General features: G+C 43.5%; 16 protein-coding genes and 5 pseudogenes. 11 read left to right on the forward strand and 10 right to left on the reverse strand.

What is annotated here, in order from left to right; all coding sequences use genetic code 11:
* The first annotated feature begins 23 nt into the window (after positions 1-23).
* Genes M2371_RS00815 through M2371_RS00825 form a run of 3 tightly spaced genes read left to right on the forward strand, consistent with a single transcriptional unit; the run spans position 24 to position 1,810 of the window.
* Complete coding sequence (locus M2371_RS00815) at positions 24-788, forward strand: LamB/YcsF family protein (RefSeq protein WP_172893535.1); 765 nt, start codon at positions 24-26, stop codon at positions 786-788.
* 53 nt (positions 789-841) lie between these two features.
* Positions 842-1,351, forward strand: a complete 510-nt coding sequence (locus M2371_RS00820; RefSeq protein WP_259266644.1) for a hypothetical protein — start codon at positions 842-844, stop codon at positions 1,349-1,351.
* Positions 1,352-1,363: 12 nt separating this feature from the next.
* Positions 1,364-1,810 carry a DUF421 domain-containing protein gene (locus tag M2371_RS00825; protein ID WP_172893537.1) on the forward strand — a complete coding sequence of 149 codons (447 nt, stop codon included), beginning with the start codon at positions 1,364-1,366 and terminating at the stop codon, positions 1,808-1,810.
* A gap of 31 nt (positions 1,811-1,841) precedes the next feature.
* Here M2371_RS00825 and M2371_RS00830 read toward each other — a convergent pair whose 3' ends face one another.
* The 4 genes from M2371_RS00830 to M2371_RS00845 form a co-directional block, all read right to left on the reverse strand.
* Positions 1,842-2,657, reverse strand: coding sequence for a MipA/OmpV family protein (locus M2371_RS00830; RefSeq protein WP_259266645.1), 816 nt, complete (start codon positions 2,655-2,657; stop codon positions 1,842-1,844).
* 36 nt (positions 2,658-2,693) lie between these two features.
* Positions 2,694-3,644 (reverse strand): hypothetical protein, encoded by a 951-nt coding sequence (locus M2371_RS00835; RefSeq protein WP_259266646.1) that lies wholly within the window; start codon positions 3,642-3,644, stop codon positions 2,694-2,696.
* Positions 3,645-3,781: 137 nt separating this feature from the next.
* Positions 3,782-4,966, reverse strand: a complete 1,185-nt coding sequence (locus tag M2371_RS00840; protein WP_172893540.1) for an OmpP1/FadL family transporter — start codon at positions 4,964-4,966, stop codon at positions 3,782-3,784.
* A 283-nt stretch (positions 4,967-5,249) separates the two neighbouring features.
* Complete coding sequence (locus M2371_RS00845) at positions 5,250-5,603, reverse strand: DUF1294 domain-containing protein (protein WP_259266647.1); 354 nt, start codon at positions 5,601-5,603, stop codon at positions 5,250-5,252.
* A gap of 133 nt (positions 5,604-5,736) precedes the next feature.
* Between M2371_RS00845 and M2371_RS00850 the strand changes: the two genes are divergently transcribed.
* Entirely contained in the window at positions 5,737-6,528 is a 792-nt protein-coding gene (locus M2371_RS00850) for an MBL fold metallo-hydrolase (RefSeq protein ID WP_259266648.1), read from the forward strand.
* A gap of 93 nt (positions 6,529-6,621) precedes the next feature.
* On the opposite strand, the gene M2371_RS00855 is transcribed toward M2371_RS00850, so the two are convergent.
* The 4 genes and pseudogenes from M2371_RS00855 to M2371_RS00870 form a co-directional block, all read right to left on the reverse strand.
* Entirely contained in the window at positions 6,622-7,161 is a 540-nt protein-coding gene (locus M2371_RS00855) for a DUF2058 domain-containing protein (RefSeq protein WP_172896086.1), read from the reverse strand.
* A 75-nt stretch (positions 7,162-7,236) separates the two neighbouring features.
* Positions 7,237-7,668, reverse strand: coding sequence for a hypothetical protein (locus M2371_RS00860; RefSeq protein WP_172893543.1), 432 nt, complete (start codon positions 7,666-7,668; stop codon positions 7,237-7,239).
* 31 nt (positions 7,669-7,699) lie between these two features.
* Positions 7,700-7,837, reverse strand: a pseudogene (locus tag M2371_RS00865) (ash family protein); the annotation flags it as partial.
* Between the two features lie 173 nt (positions 7,838-8,010).
* Positions 8,011-8,240: pseudogene (locus M2371_RS00870) on the reverse strand (IS3 family transposase); the annotation flags it as partial.
* On the opposite strand from M2371_RS00870, the pseudogene tssE reads away from it, so the two are divergent.
* A pseudogene (gene tssE, locus M2371_RS00875) lies at positions 8,228-8,497 on the forward strand (type VI secretion system baseplate subunit TssE); the annotation flags it as partial. The pseudogenes M2371_RS00870 and tssE sit on opposite strands and share 13 nt — an antisense overlap.
* A 61-nt stretch (positions 8,498-8,558) precedes the next feature.
* On the forward strand, positions 8,559-9,533 hold the full coding sequence (locus tag M2371_RS00880; protein WP_259266650.1) for a fimbrial protein: 975 nt from the start codon (positions 8,559-8,561) through the stop codon (positions 9,531-9,533).
* Positions 9,534-9,679: 146 nt separating this feature from the next.
* Here the strand turns inward: M2371_RS00880 and M2371_RS00885 are convergent.
* Positions 9,680-9,912: pseudogene (locus M2371_RS00885) on the reverse strand (IS3 family transposase); the annotation flags it as partial.
* A 188-nt stretch (positions 9,913-10,100) separates the two neighbouring features.
* Here M2371_RS00885 and M2371_RS00890 point away from each other — a divergent pair.
* The 4 genes from M2371_RS00890 to M2371_RS00905 all read left to right on the forward strand — a co-directional run bounded on the left by M2371_RS00890 (position 10,101) and on the right by M2371_RS00905 (position 15,362).
* Complete coding sequence (locus M2371_RS00890; RefSeq protein ID WP_259266651.1) at positions 10,101-11,159, forward strand: fimbrial protein; 1,059 nt, start codon at positions 10,101-10,103, stop codon at positions 11,157-11,159.
* 856 nt (positions 11,160-12,015) lie between these two features.
* The gene (locus M2371_RS00895; RefSeq protein WP_259266652.1) at positions 12,016-12,210 is read left to right on the forward strand and encodes a hypothetical protein; all 195 of its coding nucleotides are present in this window, start codon (positions 12,016-12,018) and stop codon (positions 12,208-12,210) included.
* A 39-nt stretch (positions 12,211-12,249) separates the two neighbouring features.
* Positions 12,250-13,092, forward strand: a complete 843-nt coding sequence (locus M2371_RS00900) for a hypothetical protein (RefSeq protein WP_259266653.1) — start codon at positions 12,250-12,252, stop codon at positions 13,090-13,092.
* A 14-nt stretch (positions 13,093-13,106) separates the two neighbouring features.
* Positions 13,107-15,362: a UvrD-helicase domain-containing protein gene (locus M2371_RS00905; protein WP_259266654.1), complete on the forward strand. Its 2,256-nt coding sequence runs from the start codon at positions 13,107-13,109 to the stop codon at positions 15,360-15,362.
* Between the two features lie 699 nt (positions 15,363-16,061).
* Here M2371_RS00905 and M2371_RS00910 read toward each other — a convergent pair.
* Positions 16,062-16,220: pseudogene (locus M2371_RS00910) on the reverse strand (replication protein); the annotation flags it as partial.
* A 688-nt stretch (positions 16,221-16,908) separates the two neighbouring features.
* Here M2371_RS00910 and M2371_RS00915 point away from each other — a divergent pair.
* On the forward strand, positions 16,909-17,133 hold the full coding sequence (locus M2371_RS00915; protein WP_259266655.1) for an AlpA family transcriptional regulator: 225 nt from the start codon (positions 16,909-16,911) through the stop codon (positions 17,131-17,133).
* The last annotated feature ends 53 nt before the right edge of the window (positions 17,134-17,186 follow it).

Below are 17,186 nucleotides of genomic sequence, written 5' to 3' on the forward strand. Positions count from 1 at the left end.
GTGAGTGACAAAAGAGGGCAACGATGGTCACGGCAATTGATTTAAATAGCGATTTGGGTGAGAGCTTCGGGGCGTGGACGATGGGCGATGATGCCGCCATTCTGAAGCTGGTCAGCAGCGCCAACGTGGCCTGTGGCTTTCACGCAGGTTCCCCGGCCTCGTTATTATCCACTTTGCACGCCGCAAAACAGCAGGGCGTGACCATTGGCGCGCACGTTTCTTATCCCGATTTAGTCGGTTTTGGCCGCCGGAATATGGACGTAGCGAGCGATGAATTACGCGCCGATGTGATTTATCAGATTGGCGCTCTACAGGGCCTGGCGCGAGCGGCAGGCACCGAAGTGCGCTATGTAAAACCGCACGGCGCGTTGTATAACACCATCGCGCATGATGAACGCCAGGCGCTGGCAGTTATCGAGGCCATTCTGGCCGTCGACGCTAATTTACCGTTAGTGGGTCTGGCGGGTTCTCGCGTGCTGACACTGGCGCAGGAAAAGGGGCTGAAAACTATTTCCGAAGCCTTTGCCGACCGCGCCTATCACGCTGATGGCTCGCTGGTTTCGCGCCGTGAAGCCGGTTCCGTTTTGCATGATGCTAATGCTGTTGCACAACGGATGTTGCAACTGGTTGTCGAAGGCGGCATCACGTCCATTGAAGGCCAATTTACCCCTGTTCAGGCGGATTCTATTTGCGTGCATGGCGATACGCCTGGCGCTATCGAAATGGCCCGTCAGGTTCGCCAATTGCTTGAAGCGCAGGGAATTATGATTCGGGGATTTGTGGCGTAGCCCGTCCCGCTTGACTAGACTTCATCCAGCAACCACAGGCTGGATGAAGAATAATGAAAACCACCCCCGCCGATAAATCATCATTACCGATTGTTGAAAAGCCGTTCTGGCTGAGTTTTGAATTCCAGTTGCGAAGGATTGGTTTTGCCCTGTTGCTAGCCATTGTGATTGCAGCGATGGTCGGGCTTTTTTCTCGTGGCTATATTAGCGACGCCCGAATCGCAAACGACAGCGGAACACTTCGCATTGATTATGAGAAATACAGTCGTCTGATGAGCGATGTGGATATGAAAATCACTTCGTCCCAGATTCGCGAAAACCGCAACCGTATTATTCTTGGCGGGGATTTCATGGACAGCTTTCGCATCGATACCCTGCAACCTCAGCCCGATAAAATGTACAGCCTCAATGGAAAGATGGTGCTTGAATATTCCGTATTGGCACCAGGCTCTGAGCAAACGCTATGGTTGAGTCTGACGCCAATGAAATTTGGCGCGACTCACAGCACCGTTGCCATTGATAACGGCCCGGAAATCACACTCCACCAATTTATTTATCCTTAAGGTAGCCAGACAATGGATATGGTTTTAAGGGCAATTGCCATTTACCTGATTCTTATGGTGGTGTTTAAAATTGCGGGTCGTCGGGCGCTGCTGCAAATGACGTCATTCGATTTGATTTTACTGCTGATAATTAGTGAGGCGACTCAACAGGCATTATTGGGGGATGATTTTTCAGTTACCGGCGCGATGCTGACCATCGTCACCCTGATTGTGGTGGATATGTTGTTTGGATTAATCAAAAAATATCTGCCGGGTGCAGATGACTTTCTTGATAACACGCCGGTGATTCTGGTGGAAAATGGCTATTTGTTTCAGGACAAAATGAAGAAAGCCGATATTTCCTGCGATGATATTTTGTTAACTGCCCGCGTGGATCACGGTATTACCAGGCTTGCAGAGATCAAATTCGCCATCCTGGAACGTAACGGGCATATCTCGATCATTCCTGACTCCAGATAGATATTGATGAATACCATCAGCCCATATTTGATTACCAGATATAGCCCACTGCAACGGTCGCGTACAATTCCCCGTTGTGCTGAACGATAGGGCTGTCGGCAATATCTTTATCATAAAACTCGTAATTGGCCGCAAACATCCCCACCCATTTCGAACTAAAGCGATAGCTGGTAATCAACGCCGTCATGGGCGAGAAGGTCGTTCCCGTATCCCATGCCGGGCGACTGGCAGTGGCTTCGTTTTTCGAAATGCCACCGAAGTAATAATTGGCCATATTCGAGCTGCGGATCATCATCCCCATGCCGGGCATGATGAGTAATTTACCTTTAACTATCGGGAAGTCAGCCCACAACAGTAATTCCTGGCCGTTACTACGCCCGGTGACATCGGAGCTGACCCTTGCGCTGAGTAATGCGTAAGGCGTGATGAGCGTGCCGCCGACACCGGCTTCAAACTCCGATTTTCGTTTGTGCATGCCGTCAAATTCGTCTTCATCATCGGGATCAAGATTGCCAAAACGAAATCTGCCGTAAGCATAGGCCGCTGTTGTATCGTCCAGATGAAAGTAGTAGCGGGCGCGGTCGCCAAGATACATCAGGTTATTGCCAAAATAGAATGCGCCGGGAATCACGTAGGTTTCGTTCTTTTGCGCTTCGTAGCGTGCCGTACCGTTAATGACCGCGCCGCCCAGCACCAGACCTTTTGGAATAGGGCTGGTGGTGTTGTCTTTGGCGAATAATTCTAAAGAACCGAGATCAACCTCGGCGTGTGCCAGTGAACTGAGCAATAGCAGGGGGCAAAAGGCGGTCGCAAAGCGTGCAGGAGTAAAATGTGGCTGTCGTCTCATTGGGTTTCCCAAAAGTGTTTATTGTATCCAGTGTTCTTAAAAACTCATTGCCAGACCGATGCCGTAACCCGTGGTGTTATCGCCAAACATATAACGTGCAACGAGGCGTGTACGGGTAACAAAAACGCGATACTCGCTGCTATCAAGCTCCAGGCCAACCCCCACTGAGGACAAGCTGTTAAAGCCGAGTTGCCCCCGTTGTTCACCAAGATATTCGGTATGCGCGCCCTCAAGAACATAGCGAAGCGGTTTTTGCAGTAACGTCCAGTCAGAAATCGGCGCACGCCGACGCAGATAAATACCGAGGTTTTCGGCACTCGCCTGGCCCTGAACGGTTTTTGTGGTACTGCCAAATGATTGCAGGCTCATTGCGGAGTAGCGTAACTCAATATCAATATCCTGAGGTTTGGAAAATAACTCGTAATCGAGCATTAACGCACCGCCGAGGCCATAGGCATTGAGTCGGCCGCCATCAAGAAATTTAAAATCATCGTCCAGACGCTGTTCCACCAGGTAGGTGCCAACGCGTAAATCACTCGCCATAGTGCCCAGCATCACATTACCAATCGGGCGCAACACCAGATTTCCGCCCCATTTATCTTTGTATAAGTGAAAATCCCAGCCAATGCCTCCGGTAGCGGTCAGGCTGTTCCAGCGAGTCGGGATTTTGCGGCTTTCTTCACCGTTGGTCAGAACAAATTGAGGGTCATAGCGGCTGTAGCTCATTGCTCCTTCCAGATAAATGGGAAAACTTTGGCTCATGGTGGCGCCGCCGCCAAATTGGGTAATGGTCAGCTCATTACTTTCGCTGGTTCCGCTGTCGATATTCAGGTCGCTGGCGGTAATGTCGGGCACCACCGTGTAACTCATCAGAGTGAGCACAGCATCAGCCCGATGCTTGAGACGGCTGCCGTCTAAAGCAAAGCACAGCGGGCTGGAGAGCAACGCTCCCAGCAGAATGAAGGCGCCGGGTAACGGAAATGTCATAGTTGCTCGTCGCCTCCTGATTGCTGACAAAGTTACGCCAATTGTGTCGGATGACGCTGCGCTTATCCGACCTACGAAAGGGTGTTGTAGGGAGGATAAGCGCAGCGTCATCCACCGTTTACACCAATAAGTGAAGTTTAGAACTGATAGCTGTAGTTCACACTGGCGAACCAAAGATATGGGTGGTCGTAGCTGCCCTGAAGTATCTCTGGCGTCTGGGTTTTAGAGGATTGCATGTGCAAATATTCCACCGCAAAACCCACGTTGCTGGCCGTGGTTAACTGGTATTGCGCCCCCGTGGCAAAGCGCCATTCATCGCCGGTTGGAATGGTCATCGCCACGTTGCTCTGGCTATCGTACGGTGTGCTATCAAATGCGACACCTGCATTCAGACGCCACTGATCCGTCGGGCGATATTGCACACCGAGCGCGGTATGCCAGGTATCTTTCATCCGGTTGGTTTTATCGAGCGGCTGGCCGACAACGCTAACCTGCGGTGCGCCAAAGCGACTCCAGTCCTGCCAGCCCAAATCTCCCATCACCGACCACTGTTTGTTGATGTCGTGCACCAGACTCACCATGATTTGCTGCGGCGCATTCACTTGCGCAGTAATTGGCAAGTCGTACTGCACGTTGGGCAGGTTAGGCAGACGGGCCTTGCCGTCGATGCTGAAATCGTATTGAGTTTCGCTGTTCCAGGTCACGCCCGCGCGAGTCTGGTCAGTCAACTCCATCAACAAACCCAGGCGATAACTCATCGCCCAATCATGATCTTTTTGTTTATCGTCCCCGCCATCAACGTTGCGGGTTAATGACAGGAAGCCGTAATTGATATTGGCAGAAGCGCCCACCGAAACGCGATCGCTTAATTTGTAGGCGAGGGAAGGACTGAGCGTCATCGCCATCAACGTGCTTTTTTTGATTAAGCGATCGCCAGCCCAATTACCGAAATCGATCCCTAAACCGTAATTGCCGTACAACCCAATACCGGCGTACAAATCGTCATTAATTTTCTGGCTGTAGAATCCACTCGCGTTGGGCATGACATTCATGACGTTGCCCGGACTTTGCTGTGATGAATTATCCAGTTGGTAATCAATATTTCCGCCTAACGCCTGCACGCCGCCGGTAAATATATGGTCGGGTAGACGCGTCATGCCCGCCGGGTTAGTCACAATTGTTGAGGCATCGCCAGCGCGAGCGGCTTGCCCGGCACCTGCAAGAGCCGTGTCTTCAGTACCGATTTCGTAAAAATAGAGCGCACTGGCGTGAGTGAGCGAAGAGAACAGCAGCCCTGAGCATAAAACGGTGATTTTCTTCATTGGCCTGCTACCGTACTTTTTTTAAAACCAGGTATTTGCTGTTTCATGGATATCTCCATCTAAAATAGGTCGCATAAAAAATATAGATGTAGTTGCTTCAAAGCGTTGGGATTATTCAATCCAGAATGAGGAGGGCGCGAGGGTACGGAATAGAAATGTTTTAATAAGTGCAGTTTGTGCTTTGGGCGCAAGAGAAATGTTTAAAAATAAATTTGGGGTTGGGAGTAGGGCTGATGTCATTCAGACTGAGGTATTTTCAACAGTCTGTGACGAGGGATAATGTTCAGGAAGTGAAAAAAGAGGAAAACGGATAAAGCTGATAAAACGCCACCAGCACTGAGATATTCAAAATCACACTGACGATAAAATAGGTTTTAAAAGGCTGCTTTTGTGTTTTATGGCGGAAGAGTTGTTGACCCGCAATCGCGCCAGGCCATCCTCCCACCAACCCAAACATCAGCAAGGTAAATTCAGGAACTCTGCGCCAGGCCTTGCGGGCCGCCATTTTATCCCCGCCGTAAACGACCACCGTCAGCATGTTGACGAGCAGGAGCCACATGACCCAGGGATGCGGCGTAAATAGGCTTCCCGCAGCAGCTAAAGCCAGCAGAAAATAACAGAAGCGATTGAGATTCATACCAGTAGCCACAGCAGTTATCAGGAATATTGGGCTGAATGATACCCGATACAGGCGGGTGGAAGCACTAACTGACACATTGTGATGTATCGCTGTGCCATGCTGAAAATGTTTATCGGATACTGGAGCAGCAATGATCACATTATGCAAAGCCTGCGGCACATCCTATGAGATAGCCGATTCCCATCCAGAACACTGTAAAATTTGCGAAGACGAGCGGCAGTATATTCCTGTATCGGGGCAGAAATGGGTCGATTTTGACGCCGTCAGAGCGGCGCATACGAACAAATGGAAACAGTTCGAGAGCAACCTCTTTAGCATCGAGAGTATTCCAGATTTTGCGATTGGCCAGCGCGCTTTTATTCTGAGAACGCCGGAAGGCAATATTCTGTGGGACTGTATTGCTAATCTCGACGACGCGACGAAAACGCTGATTTCCGCAATCGGTGGCTTAAAGGCCATCGCCATTTCACACCCTCATTACTACACCACTATGCAGGATTGGGCCGCTGAATTTGACGCGCCGATTTACCTGCACGCCAACGATGGCAAGTGGATCATGCGCGAGAGTCCTTACATTACTCTCTGGGAAGGTGACACCCTTAAGCTGACTGCTGATGTCAGTTTAATTCGTCTTGGCGGGCACTTCGCCGGTGGCAGCGTTCTTCACTGGACGCGAGGCGAAGGGGTACTGCTTTCCGGAGACATTATCCAGGTCACGCCGGGCGCGGATGCCGTATCTTTCATGTGGAGCTACCCGAATATGCTGCCGCTATCGGCTGCGACCGTCAGCGATATTACGCACCGCCTGAGAGATGTGAAATTTGCGCAACTCTACGGGGCGTTTGAAGGAAAAGACATTACCAAAAACGCAGATGAGATCGTGCGACGTTCAGGTGAAAAATATATTGCCTGTCTTGGGTAATTTATTGTTTAGCCTGGTTTGCAATGAAGGCAATGGGTCACCCCGTTGCCTTCTAATTTTATGCCTGCCACGCCATGTGACTGGCAATTATCTTTACCACATCAAATCGTCAGGCACGACGAAATCAGCATACGGATCTTCTTCATCCTGAGCTTCTTTGCTAAGTGCGCTATTTAATACAATGCTGCTGGCATCACGTTGGGCGATTTTATCGGCGACGCTTGCGGGGATAATAGCGTATTCGCCCTCAGGGTTATTATCAGTAACCAGACGTGCAATAGCGAGGCGGCCATTAATTAATTGAGCCTGAGTCGCTTTATCGACATACACTTTTTTAATCAGATTATTATCGGTGAAGTTATATCCAATGTCGCCCTTTGAAATAACGATTCGGTTCATTTCAATGAGCTGTTTAATCTGAGCTTTTAATTCTTTAGATAACGTTGCCTGCTTTTGTTGTTCACTCAGCAGTTTATCGCGCTCAATTTGCGCTTTTTTATTGGCTTCCACGGCCTCTCTTGCCTCGCGGGCCTGAAGCCGCGATTTTTTAGCCGTTCTCTGCACTTTATCCATTTTTTTGCTGCTGACTAATCCAGCTTTGAGCATCTGCTCTTGTAACGTGAGTTTTGTCATGATCGTTTCTAAATCCAATAAAGTAATACCGCAGATTATACCTTTTATTTTCGAGGCTGTGTCAGACAACCCTACTTAATCGCGCAGAAACCGCGGTGCCTGCAGGTCTTCAACCAGGTCATTAATCAAATCAAACAGCATGCCGGTTAAGGCGCGGTTAACTTCAGGCGTATGGGCGCGACTTAATAATGTCTGAGTCAATGCATGGCAATACTGGCGCTGTATTTCTGAGTCGTTATTCACCTGTATTTTGGCTTCTTTTCCAACGGTGAGGGATTCGACCAGGTAGCCGGGCAGCGGCTGGACAAAAGTCGTTTTCAGCACCTCCAGACAATGTGCAATGCGCCCGCAAAGCGCCTGTTGTTCAGTTTCTGAATGGCATTCGATCAGTTCGTCGGCAAGGGATTCGCACACGTCGAGAAGCTGGAATAGATCCATGCTGGCGGAAATTTGGGAATACAGGGCGCCGCCGCATTGCGCCTCAGAAAATGTTTGAGCTGACATCATGATGGTGATCTCCGTAGTGTGATTTCTATCATCACCGCCAGAGTTTCCACGCTCTTGGGGCGGTGACGCTAATGAGGGTGGAAATACCGGACACAACGGAAACCGGCCAACCAGAAGGTTGCCTCACCAGCGACACCATTGATAAGGATAAAGGTGTGATGGTGCTGCGACAATAGAAAAGTCTATTGCCGCCGTTGTTATATCCGGGTTTCCACTCCCGACACCAGAATTTGCTGGTGCACCGAGAGAATACGCCCGGAGGTTTTCAGGTGACAAGTGGAATTATAGGGCTTTCAGCGTTGCATTTTTGAGGTGCGAGGTGACTCGCAAAAGAAGAATTTAATGGTGAGGTCTGACGCTATTGTAGTCGTTCAATATGTAACCATTCATTTGCTGCCGGGCCTCGTCCTTGCCTGCGTAACCCTCTGTCGGCACCCTGTCTGTTTTCAGACTGCGGAAGAAGCGACTGACGCATTGATTTATTCAATAATGCCAGAGAAGTTGTCGATACTGACGCTTTAATTTATTCAATAGTACCAGAGAAGTTGTTGATATTTAAGGCCGGTATACTGGCGGGCTTAACCTTCATCGGGTTAGCGAGCAGAATCAGGTGATGTTATCCATACTGGATAACATGCAACGCATTCTTAACTGCCGTGCCGGAACACTGGCGCCTCTGCAGGACTACGGTCTGCCAGATATGACCAAAATCCTGCAGGGTATGCCTGGAACCGCCCATGAGTTGATGGAAAAACTCTCTTCGGTGTTGCTGAAATATGAGCCGCGCTTAAAGCGTATCGACGTGGTGGTGCTACCCCAGACCATGCCGTGAGATCTGGTGTATGCCATTGACGCGGAACTCTGTATTTTCTTGAGGTGAGGGTTTTGAAGTGTTAAATAAAAATGAATTATTTCAGATGTTTTTAAAAATGGTTTTCTGTCCGCTACTTTTTATCGTTATATTTTTTAGCGGACAAAGTAGTGCAGGTAGTATTACGAATGTTTTTGGTGTCAGCTCGAAGGGGGTTAGCAGTATATCTTGTGCTCAAAGTCAACAAATTCTTAAAGCGTCTGGTAGTAGCCAGATGCAGCTTACCCAGAATGCGGGGGGACACACATGTACTATCACTATGGGAACTGTAGCTTACCTACCAGTGCCTGGTCGTTATGAGATTGTGAGTCTTTTTAAAGCTTCTAGTAGCACTGGGCTGGGTCCGAAGGATTATACTGCAACTGCAACATTGACTAATAATGGCCAGGCAAATTTAGATACCAATACATCGATTTCTGATATGAATCTAGTAGCAGCCACTACACCGGACGTGGTAATGAATTCAGGACATGACAAGGGGTATCTGTGCGTAAAACTCAAAAGTATTGATTATGGTACAGTGTTTGAAATTCCCGGTTCTACTAATTGTTCGGGCTCTACCCCTCTACCGCCGACACCACCTGTAAAGCCAACTTCCTGTACCCTGAATAATAGCTCAGACCTGAGTGTTCCCTTAGGCACTGTTGAACGCTCAGAAATTGTTACCACACCAGGAACGGGGACCGTGAAAAATATTGAGATACCCGTAACCTGTACTGGCGGAAATGTGGGCGTTAATATGCAGCTTAGCTACACCCCAATTTCAGTTAGTGGTCAGAACGTTGTAAAATCATCAACCAATGGTCTTGGGGTTAGTATTATATACGGTAGTAAGGTTCTGTCCCCAACCGATACAACCCCACTCAGTTTTACTGAGGGATCTAATACCCTTAATTTGGGTTTTGAAGTGGTACGTGACCCAACGGTAACTATTGCCGATGTGCCAACGGGTGATTTTACAGCTAGCGCTACAATGATTATGACCCAGCAATAAAGTAATAAAATATTTTTTATAAACGATGCCTCGTTAAATTTCGAGGTGTCGTTTTTATCTAAATTAATAAAAAGTCATGATGAAGTTAATTATTGTAATAACGCTTTTTTGCTGTGCTGGGTTAATACCGTTAGCAGGTATAGTGGTTAAGTAATATTGGCCACGGTTTTACAGTCAAAATGGTATCTGTTCTCTGACGCTATTGTAGTATTTCAATTTATAACCATTCATTTGCTGCCGGGCCTCGTCCTTGCCTGCGTAGCCCCTCTGTCGGCACCCGGTCTGTTTTCAGACTACGGAAGAAGCGACTGACGCTTTAATTTATTCTATAAATCCAGAGAAGTTGTTGAGATTTTAGGCCGGTATACTGGCGAAACTGACCCACCCGGCCCGGCCGGATGTCAACTGGCAGCAGGTGGAAATCCTGTGCCTGAGCCTGTTCAGCCAGAGTGGGGTTCCGTTGCCATTAATAAGGCTACGGCATCGATTCCACTGGAGCCAGGTACCAATGGTTTTATGTTTGGCGCTTATATTAAAGGCTAGCCAAAGGCAATTCGAACTCAGTCAATGGTATCGGAAGCATTCACTGCCATTGCAGCTTTTGAGATGGATTACCCCTGGTATTCTGTATTTTCTCGTGGTGAGGGTTTTGAAGTGTTAAATAAAAATGACTTGTATCAGATATTTTTAATAATGGTTTTATGTACACTACATTTTATCGTTATATTTTTTAGCGGACAAAGTAGGGCAGGTAGTATTACGAATGTTTTTGGTGTCAGCTCGAAGGGCGTTAGCAGTATTTCTTGTGCTCAAAGCCAACAAATTCTTAAAGCGTCTGGTAGTAGCCAGATGCAGCTTACCCAGAATGCGGGTGGGCACACATGTACTGTCAATATGGGAACTGTAGCTTACCTACCAGTGCCGGGTCGCTATGAGATTGTGAGTCGTTTTAAAGCTTCCAGCGCTACGGTAGCCCCAAAGGACTATACTGCAATTGCAACAGTGACTAATAATGGCCAGGCAAATTTAGATACCAACACATCGATTTCTGATATGAATCTAGTAGCAGCCACTACACCGAACGTGGAAATGGCTTCGGGATTTGACCGTGGGTATCTGTGCGTCATACTCAAAAGTATTGATTATGGTACGGAGTTTGCGATTCCCAATTCTACTAATTGTTCGGGATCTACACCTATACCACCGACACCACCTGTAAAGCCAACTTCCTGTACCCTGAATAATAGCTCAGATCTGAGTGTTCCCTTAGGCACTGTTGAACGCTCAGAAATTGTTACCACACCAGGAACGGGGACCGTGAAAAATGTTGATATACCTGTCACCTGTACTGGCGGAGATGTGGGCGTTAATATGCAGCTTAGCTACACCCCAATTTCAGTGAGTGGTCAGAACGTTGTAAAATCATCAACCAATGGTCTTGGCGTTAGTATCATATACGGTAGTAAGGTTCTGTCCCCAACCGATACAACCCCCCTCAGTTTTATTGAAGGATCTAATACCCTTAATTTGGGTTTTGAAATGGTACGTGACCCAACGGTAACGATTAGCGATGTACCAACGGGTGATTTTACAGCTAGCGCTATAATGATTATGACCCAGCAATAAAGTAATAAAATATTTTTTATAAACGATGCATTGTTAAATTTCGATGTATCGTTTTTATCTAAATTAATCAAAAGTCATGATGAAATTAATTATTATAATAACGCTGTTTTTGCTGTGCAGGGTTAATACCGTTAGCAAGTCGCTTACGGGCATACCCAAATGAGATGAGCATGATGGCTGGTAGTTACGGTTTACTGTTAATCAGGCATAACGCAATTTTGCGTTATGCCTCAAAAATTGATGATTACACTTCTAGTTGCCGCTACCTTGCTGGTTCTTACTAAACATTCTCATTGAGGGATAGTTGGAAGAAATAGCCCGACATCGCTTTACCCGTATGGGATATTCATTGACTGTGGCTGGTGGTCAGCCAATCTAAAACAAGGAGGTTATCTATCATGGAAAAAACACTAAAAGAATTGCGGAACTGGTTGTCACTGTCCCCCGATAACCCTGAGATCAATTGCGATCTGGAAAGCTGAGGATATGATGACTGCATGATCATCGGCGATGCCGTTGATGCTGGGACTATGCTGGGTTTGCATCCAGATTGCCTAGAGATGGATAAGTCTCAGATTGTTACCGACACTGGCGGTCTTGAATAGCATAAATCATAAATATGCACCCCTCTGCGGTGTTCTTACATGGTCGGATAAGAAAAGTTACGGGTATTCGCATCTATTAACTATCCATTCGCATTTTACTTGACCATCGCCAGCAACACATGCAGAAGAGGGGAATGTTTGAACAGAAAAGGGACTTAGCAGACGAAAATGAAGGTTGTCAAGCCCTAATAAATACAGAGTCGCCGTTAGTAAGTTAGATTGTGTAATATATAAAAAAGGGGGGACTAGCAATGTATAACCACGAATGGCATTTTTTTGATTTAAATGGAAAAAAGACTGTAATTACAATCATAGATGATGACATTTACAATGTTAGCGATGGGAAGAGGCACAATGGGAAAAATTATCGTATCGTAGGGAAGATTACAGGAACAAAAGGAAAGAAAGTAGCTATTCTCTTAGCAATAGAGATATTACAATTCTGAATAATATTTTCCTGTATAGTTAATATAAAGGAGTGCGGAATGCTAAGTTATTGTGTTGATTCTTATGATGGGTCGGAAATTTTGCAAGGGGATATTTTAAAACAAATAAACCAAGATAGTGAGGGTGAGGTGTTTGTAATAATATCCGCAGATTGTGATATTGCGAACAATAAAATTGGACGAAGCGGGTTAGCATGCCTAAGTATATTAAGCCTTGAAGATTATTTCTTTAACGAGCACTGCGCGGTAAAACATCAGAAATTAATTGAATCAAAATTAATGGATATAGTCGAAAAAATAAATAACCATTGGCTTTCATTATCAGAACAACATAAGAAACTTGATGATGAAAATATTAAAAATTGGATTAATGAGGTTGATGTAGAAATTATTCTTTCCAATATTAAAGTAGAAAATAAAGAAACTAGAGGAAAAATAACAACATTATATAACATAATAAAAAAATACTTAGCACATAAAAGTAGTGGGTTAAGTAAAGATATTGATTTGCTTGCTATTCTTAATGGGGTAAATAATAATGAACCTACAGAAGTTAATAAAATAATAAAAAGATATATGGGTGAGTTAAGTAAAGCACCACCACAAGATCTTTTTTTCATCCCTTCAATTCCCACCCTTCAAAAGATAGGGTATGTTGTTAAGTTGAGAAGTTTATTTTTCGTACCTACCTCACAATGTTTTTCATCAACATCAAAAGCCAAAGAGTCTCCAAATTCATACTTACGCATTGGAAGGTTGACACCTACATTCAAACATGCTTTATCGCAGCAGTTTGGTACTCTCTTCTCACGCATTGGCTTTCCAACATATTACGAGCGTGATGTAAAAGATTCATTCGCAATATTTTTAGAAAAATATTAAAAGGGAGATATGACATGGCTTCAGCATTAGTAATTGATGAGTTTGCGATTAATATTTTATTGGCTAATTTTGATCTACCGATGAATTGGTTGAACAAGTTTAATCCAGATGATTTGCCCGAGAGCATCTTTTGGTTCAAGGAACATGATTCTAATGTACTATATCTTTTAAGCAAACAAGCCCATGAAAAATCTAAACTATTGATCATAGATACCTGTACAAGCGGGCTTTTCGATAGGATTAACAAAAAAACAAAAAATGATGCTTTTTATAGGATATTAAGAGTAGGGCACTTATCAATGTCTCCTGGGAAAATAATGGTCCCTACAAAATGGGCTCCTTATCATTCAGGTTCATTATTATCTATACAATCCAGCCATAGTTTTAACAATGATAAGGGACGGATTTTCTTCGATCTAAATCCGAATGAAACTGATCATACCTACGTTTATTCTTTCGATAATAAAAAAACAGATATAACATTAGTTAATAACAACAGAGAAATATTTCTTAACGCTATTAATGCATATGAAGATGCACTCATTGCATTGTTAACAAACGATACAATTAAAAATGAAAGTTTCGGAACTGGGAAAATTACACTTCCCCCGCTTCAAGATAAATTAACTTTAGGTTTTAACCTGAGGGAATGGTTAGATGCTAAGTTGACAAATGAACAAAGAGACTTTGTTTATTCTGAAATTGATAAAAGTATTAGACTTGTAGGTGCTGCTGGTACTGGTAAAACATTGTCATTAGTAGTTAAGTGTTTGTATGAATTTGGTAAAAGATGCGTTAAAAATGAAGCAGTTAATTTTCTTTTTTTAACTCATAATTCATCAACGGTGGAAAATGTTTCGCAATCCTTAGACATAATGGATAATGAATTATTAAGAGAGAATAATCCTCAATCAAAATTAACCATATGCACATTGCAGGAGCTGGCAAATGAAGCGATTAAGTATTCACTTAATGATTTACAACCCTTATCAATGGATGGCTACGAAAGTCGGCTACTTCAGGTAGAGGTCATTGAGTCAATTGTCAGAGAATTCAAAAATTCTGATTGGGTTATATTTAAAAGCCAATGTTCAGATAGCTTTGCAGGATATATAGATGCAGATAGTCGCTCTACTGAGTTTCGTGCTTTTGCAGTAGCTCTTATGAATGAATTCGCCTGTGTTTTAGAAGCTGAAGGTGTTAGGCGTAGCCTTGAAAAGAAAAATAAGTATTTAACTGAGACAAGAAAACAATGGATGATGAAGTTAAATAGTGAAAGTGAACGTAGAGTAGTATTACATTTATATGATAAATTTAGGAATCAACTAAGAGATATGAATGTGATTAGCGCTGATCAAATGATTTCTGATTACTTAGGCTATCTAGATAGTAATGCTTGGGATAATCTTCGCTTTAAACATGGGTATGATCTTATTTTTGTTGATGAGCTTCATCTCTTTAACCGTCAAGAGAGAATGACATTTCATAATTTGATGAAGGATTGTGATAGCATTCCTAAAATAATTATGGCTTACGACACGAAGCAAAGTACATATGATACATTTTGCGTGGACTTGAGTCCAAATACTAATATTGCGAATTCATTGGGGTTAGGGCAGACCAAAAAATTCAAATTGGAAAAATCGTTTAGATATACACATGAAATAGCAAGTGTTCTCGAATGGATAGATAATGCGTTTCCAGCATTAGGCATTGAAGATGAGTTAGGTGATGATTGGAATAAAATCACTATAAAATCAGAGAGTAAATATGGTGATAAACCTAAGCTTGTAGTTTGTGATAATACAAGGGAGATATTCGATTATGTTTTTACCTCTGCCGATAGAAAAGCAAAAACACTTTCTCAAGCTAATCAGGTTGCAATATTATGCGCAAGCGAAGATTTGTTCTTAAAATACGCGGAAGCGGTAAGGTATCAAGATCTTTTTACATTGATATCTGATCGTGAGCAAATAAGTTCAATAAATAAAAATAAAAAGAAATTTATACTAAGCATGCCTGAGTACGTTGCTGGAACACAATTTGATACTGTTTATTTGATTGAAGTAAATAAGGATGAAGTTCCTGAAGGTAGTTATCATTCAAGTGCGATGAGAAAATTCATTTCGAATATATATGTCGGTGCAAGTCGCGCAGAGAACACTCTTCATATATTTGTTAATACAGATAGAGGTGGTCCTTCTACTGCATTGAAATACGCAATTGAAAATGGTGCATTAGATATTCATAATGTTAAAGAAATGGATTGATTACCCCCCCCCCTGAGCATTCAGGGGGGGATATTGATGATAAAACTAGGAACTAACTTTTGTAGAATATTATGACCGTCAATTACAGACATTGAGCGGACGGTCAAATTCGCATTTTTTATAACTTCTTTGACCAAAGATAACTATTATATTTATGTATGAAATAGTTAAGTGAAATATAAAGTGGCTGCTAAGTTAGATGCAAATGCGGATAAAGATGTTAAAAATATCCCTTGTACGGTTTAAAATTATGGCTGGGATTTATACGTAAGTTCTACGCAGAAAGCACTGATAAAACCACTTATAAAGTTGATGCTATGTTGATGGCTGTTCCTGTACTTCTCTGATTGTTTAATTTTTTATGTAATTGTTTTTAATGAGATTAATGATTATTTTAAGCGATGCCTACTAACGTCAACTTACCCTTATAGAGTGATTAATTTCTATAAGTACTTTTTCACAAAATTTGATTTTTAGGGATGGAAGCCCATCAAAGAAACGTCATTTTTTTCTAAGACTTTGATCTTTCGTTGACGGTGTTAGTTGGGACTCCGGTCATCGAGCGCGATGCGCTCTTCTGACCGTTTCAATGGATAGGTTCGCCTACTTGCGGCGTTTGCCGCGCTTTTGGCAGTTTGGCAGGCATATTTCTCTTATTATTGGTCGCTTTTTGCTCTGCTTTGTCACAATCTGTCACTACTAGTAGTAAAGGTCATAACCTCCGCTTCCTCTTCTGGCTCTGGATGCTCTCACCAGTGCTTTTCTTAACATCCTTAACAGCGGGTGGTTTTGTATTTTGTTCGAGTTTATTGTCTGTGAGGATTGTAACTCCCTGCGCTCTGTCTCTGCCTCATTGGTGTTTTGCACTGACGATCTGTCAATCTGTTGAGGGTATTTCTGGTCATATTGGGGGCACATATACAATCGAACCAACAATGCCCCAAATTATGCCCCATAGACTTACTTGATTTCAATAGACGGTAATAGACGTAAAGAGAGAAAAATATCTTTTTTTTTAGATGGTTGCAGGGGATTTGTGGACGGTAGTAGACGTTGGTGTACGGCGGGATGGTGTCCCCTGCAGGAATCAATTTGAATATATATCTTGTTGAATTAACTTAAGTAAATTCACTTTTTTTTGTTTTCTATACATGCTGTTATACGCGTTATGGTTTGTTTAAGAGCCTATTCCAATAGACGTACAATGTTGAAGGCAGTTTGAAAACGAAAAGTGTGGAAAACGGAAGCGTAAAACTTGGGATACCGAGTACGTTAATTTCATGTCTTGATGTAATTTACATTACTTTACATTTCTATCTGAATGTTTTTCCACCTTTTTAAAAGCTAATAAAAGGTAAATATTGACCTATATTGACCTTTATTGACAATCCTTAGTAATCCTCACTACTCATCAGTAATATTCAATATGGGTTTATTAGAAACTTTCCAGAAATCTCACTATCTTTACCAGTCTCATCTTCTGTGCAAATATATATCCATCCAAACAAGACCAAGTAAACTTCTCTGGAACAAAAAGGAAAAAGCCATGAGCTTATTACCTCGGGGTAACGCATGCCCAGAAAATTTACGTCTAATACGTATCACGGACGTAATTAATTTAACTGGGTTAAGAAAATCAACTATATATCTTAAAGTTAAGAATAATGAGTTTCCTACACAGGTACATATAGGGACGAAATCAGTAGCTTGGGTTGAAAGTGAAGTGCAAGACTGGATAAAAGGAAATCTGATAAAGCGAAATAATAATTAAATTTAATACTTATAGATGGCTACTTCTTGAATAAACATTAAATAGGATTTTAT

Source organism: Buttiauxella sp. BIGb0471 (assembly GCF_024807715.1).
Lineage (GTDB): Bacteria > Pseudomonadota > Gammaproteobacteria > Enterobacterales > Enterobacteriaceae > Buttiauxella > Buttiauxella agrestis.

What these genes read in the sequence shown, in the direction of transcription:
- M2371_RS00815 (WP_172893535.1), top strand. Translation starts at nt 24, where the DNA reads ATGGTCACGGCAATTGATTTAAATAGCGATTTGGGTGAGAGCTTCGGG.
- M2371_RS00820 (WP_259266644.1), top strand. Translation starts at nt 842, where the DNA reads ATGAAAACCACCCCCGCCGATAAATCATCATTACCGATTGTTGAAAAG.
- M2371_RS00825 (WP_172893537.1), top strand. Translation starts at nt 1,364, where the DNA reads ATGGATATGGTTTTAAGGGCAATTGCCATTTACCTGATTCTTATGGTG.
- M2371_RS00830 (WP_259266645.1), bottom strand. Translation starts at nt 2,657, where the DNA reads ATGAGACGACAGCCACATTTTACTCCTGCACGCTTTGCGACCGCCTTT.
- M2371_RS00835 (WP_259266646.1), bottom strand. Translation starts at nt 3,644, where the DNA reads ATGACATTTCCGTTACCCGGCGCCTTCATTCTGCTGGGAGCGTTGCTC.
- M2371_RS00840 (WP_172893540.1), bottom strand. Translation starts at nt 4,966, where the DNA reads ATGAAGAAAATCACCGTTTTATGCTCAGGGCTGCTGTTCTCTTCGCTC.
- M2371_RS00845 (WP_259266647.1), bottom strand. Translation starts at nt 5,603, where the DNA reads ATGAATCTCAATCGCTTCTGTTATTTTCTGCTGGCTTTAGCTGCTGCG.
- M2371_RS00850 (WP_259266648.1), top strand. Translation starts at nt 5,737, where the DNA reads ATGATCACATTATGCAAAGCCTGCGGCACATCCTATGAGATAGCCGAT.
- M2371_RS00855 (WP_172896086.1), bottom strand. Translation starts at nt 7,161, where the DNA reads ATGACAAAACTCACGTTACAAGAGCAGATGCTCAAAGCTGGATTAGTC.
- M2371_RS00860 (WP_172893543.1), bottom strand. Translation starts at nt 7,668, where the DNA reads ATGATGTCAGCTCAAACATTTTCTGAGGCGCAATGCGGCGGCGCCCTG.
- M2371_RS00890 (WP_259266651.1), top strand. Translation starts at nt 10,101, where the DNA reads ATGGTATCGGAAGCATTCACTGCCATTGCAGCTTTTGAGATGGATTAC.
- M2371_RS00895 (WP_259266652.1), top strand. Translation starts at nt 12,016, where the DNA reads ATGTATAACCACGAATGGCATTTTTTTGATTTAAATGGAAAAAAGACT.
- M2371_RS00900 (WP_259266653.1), top strand. Translation starts at nt 12,250, where the DNA reads ATGCTAAGTTATTGTGTTGATTCTTATGATGGGTCGGAAATTTTGCAA.
- M2371_RS00905 (WP_259266654.1), top strand. Translation starts at nt 13,107, where the DNA reads ATGGCTTCAGCATTAGTAATTGATGAGTTTGCGATTAATATTTTATTG.
- M2371_RS00915 (WP_259266655.1), top strand. Translation starts at nt 16,909, where the DNA reads ATGAGCTTATTACCTCGGGGTAACGCATGCCCAGAAAATTTACGTCTA.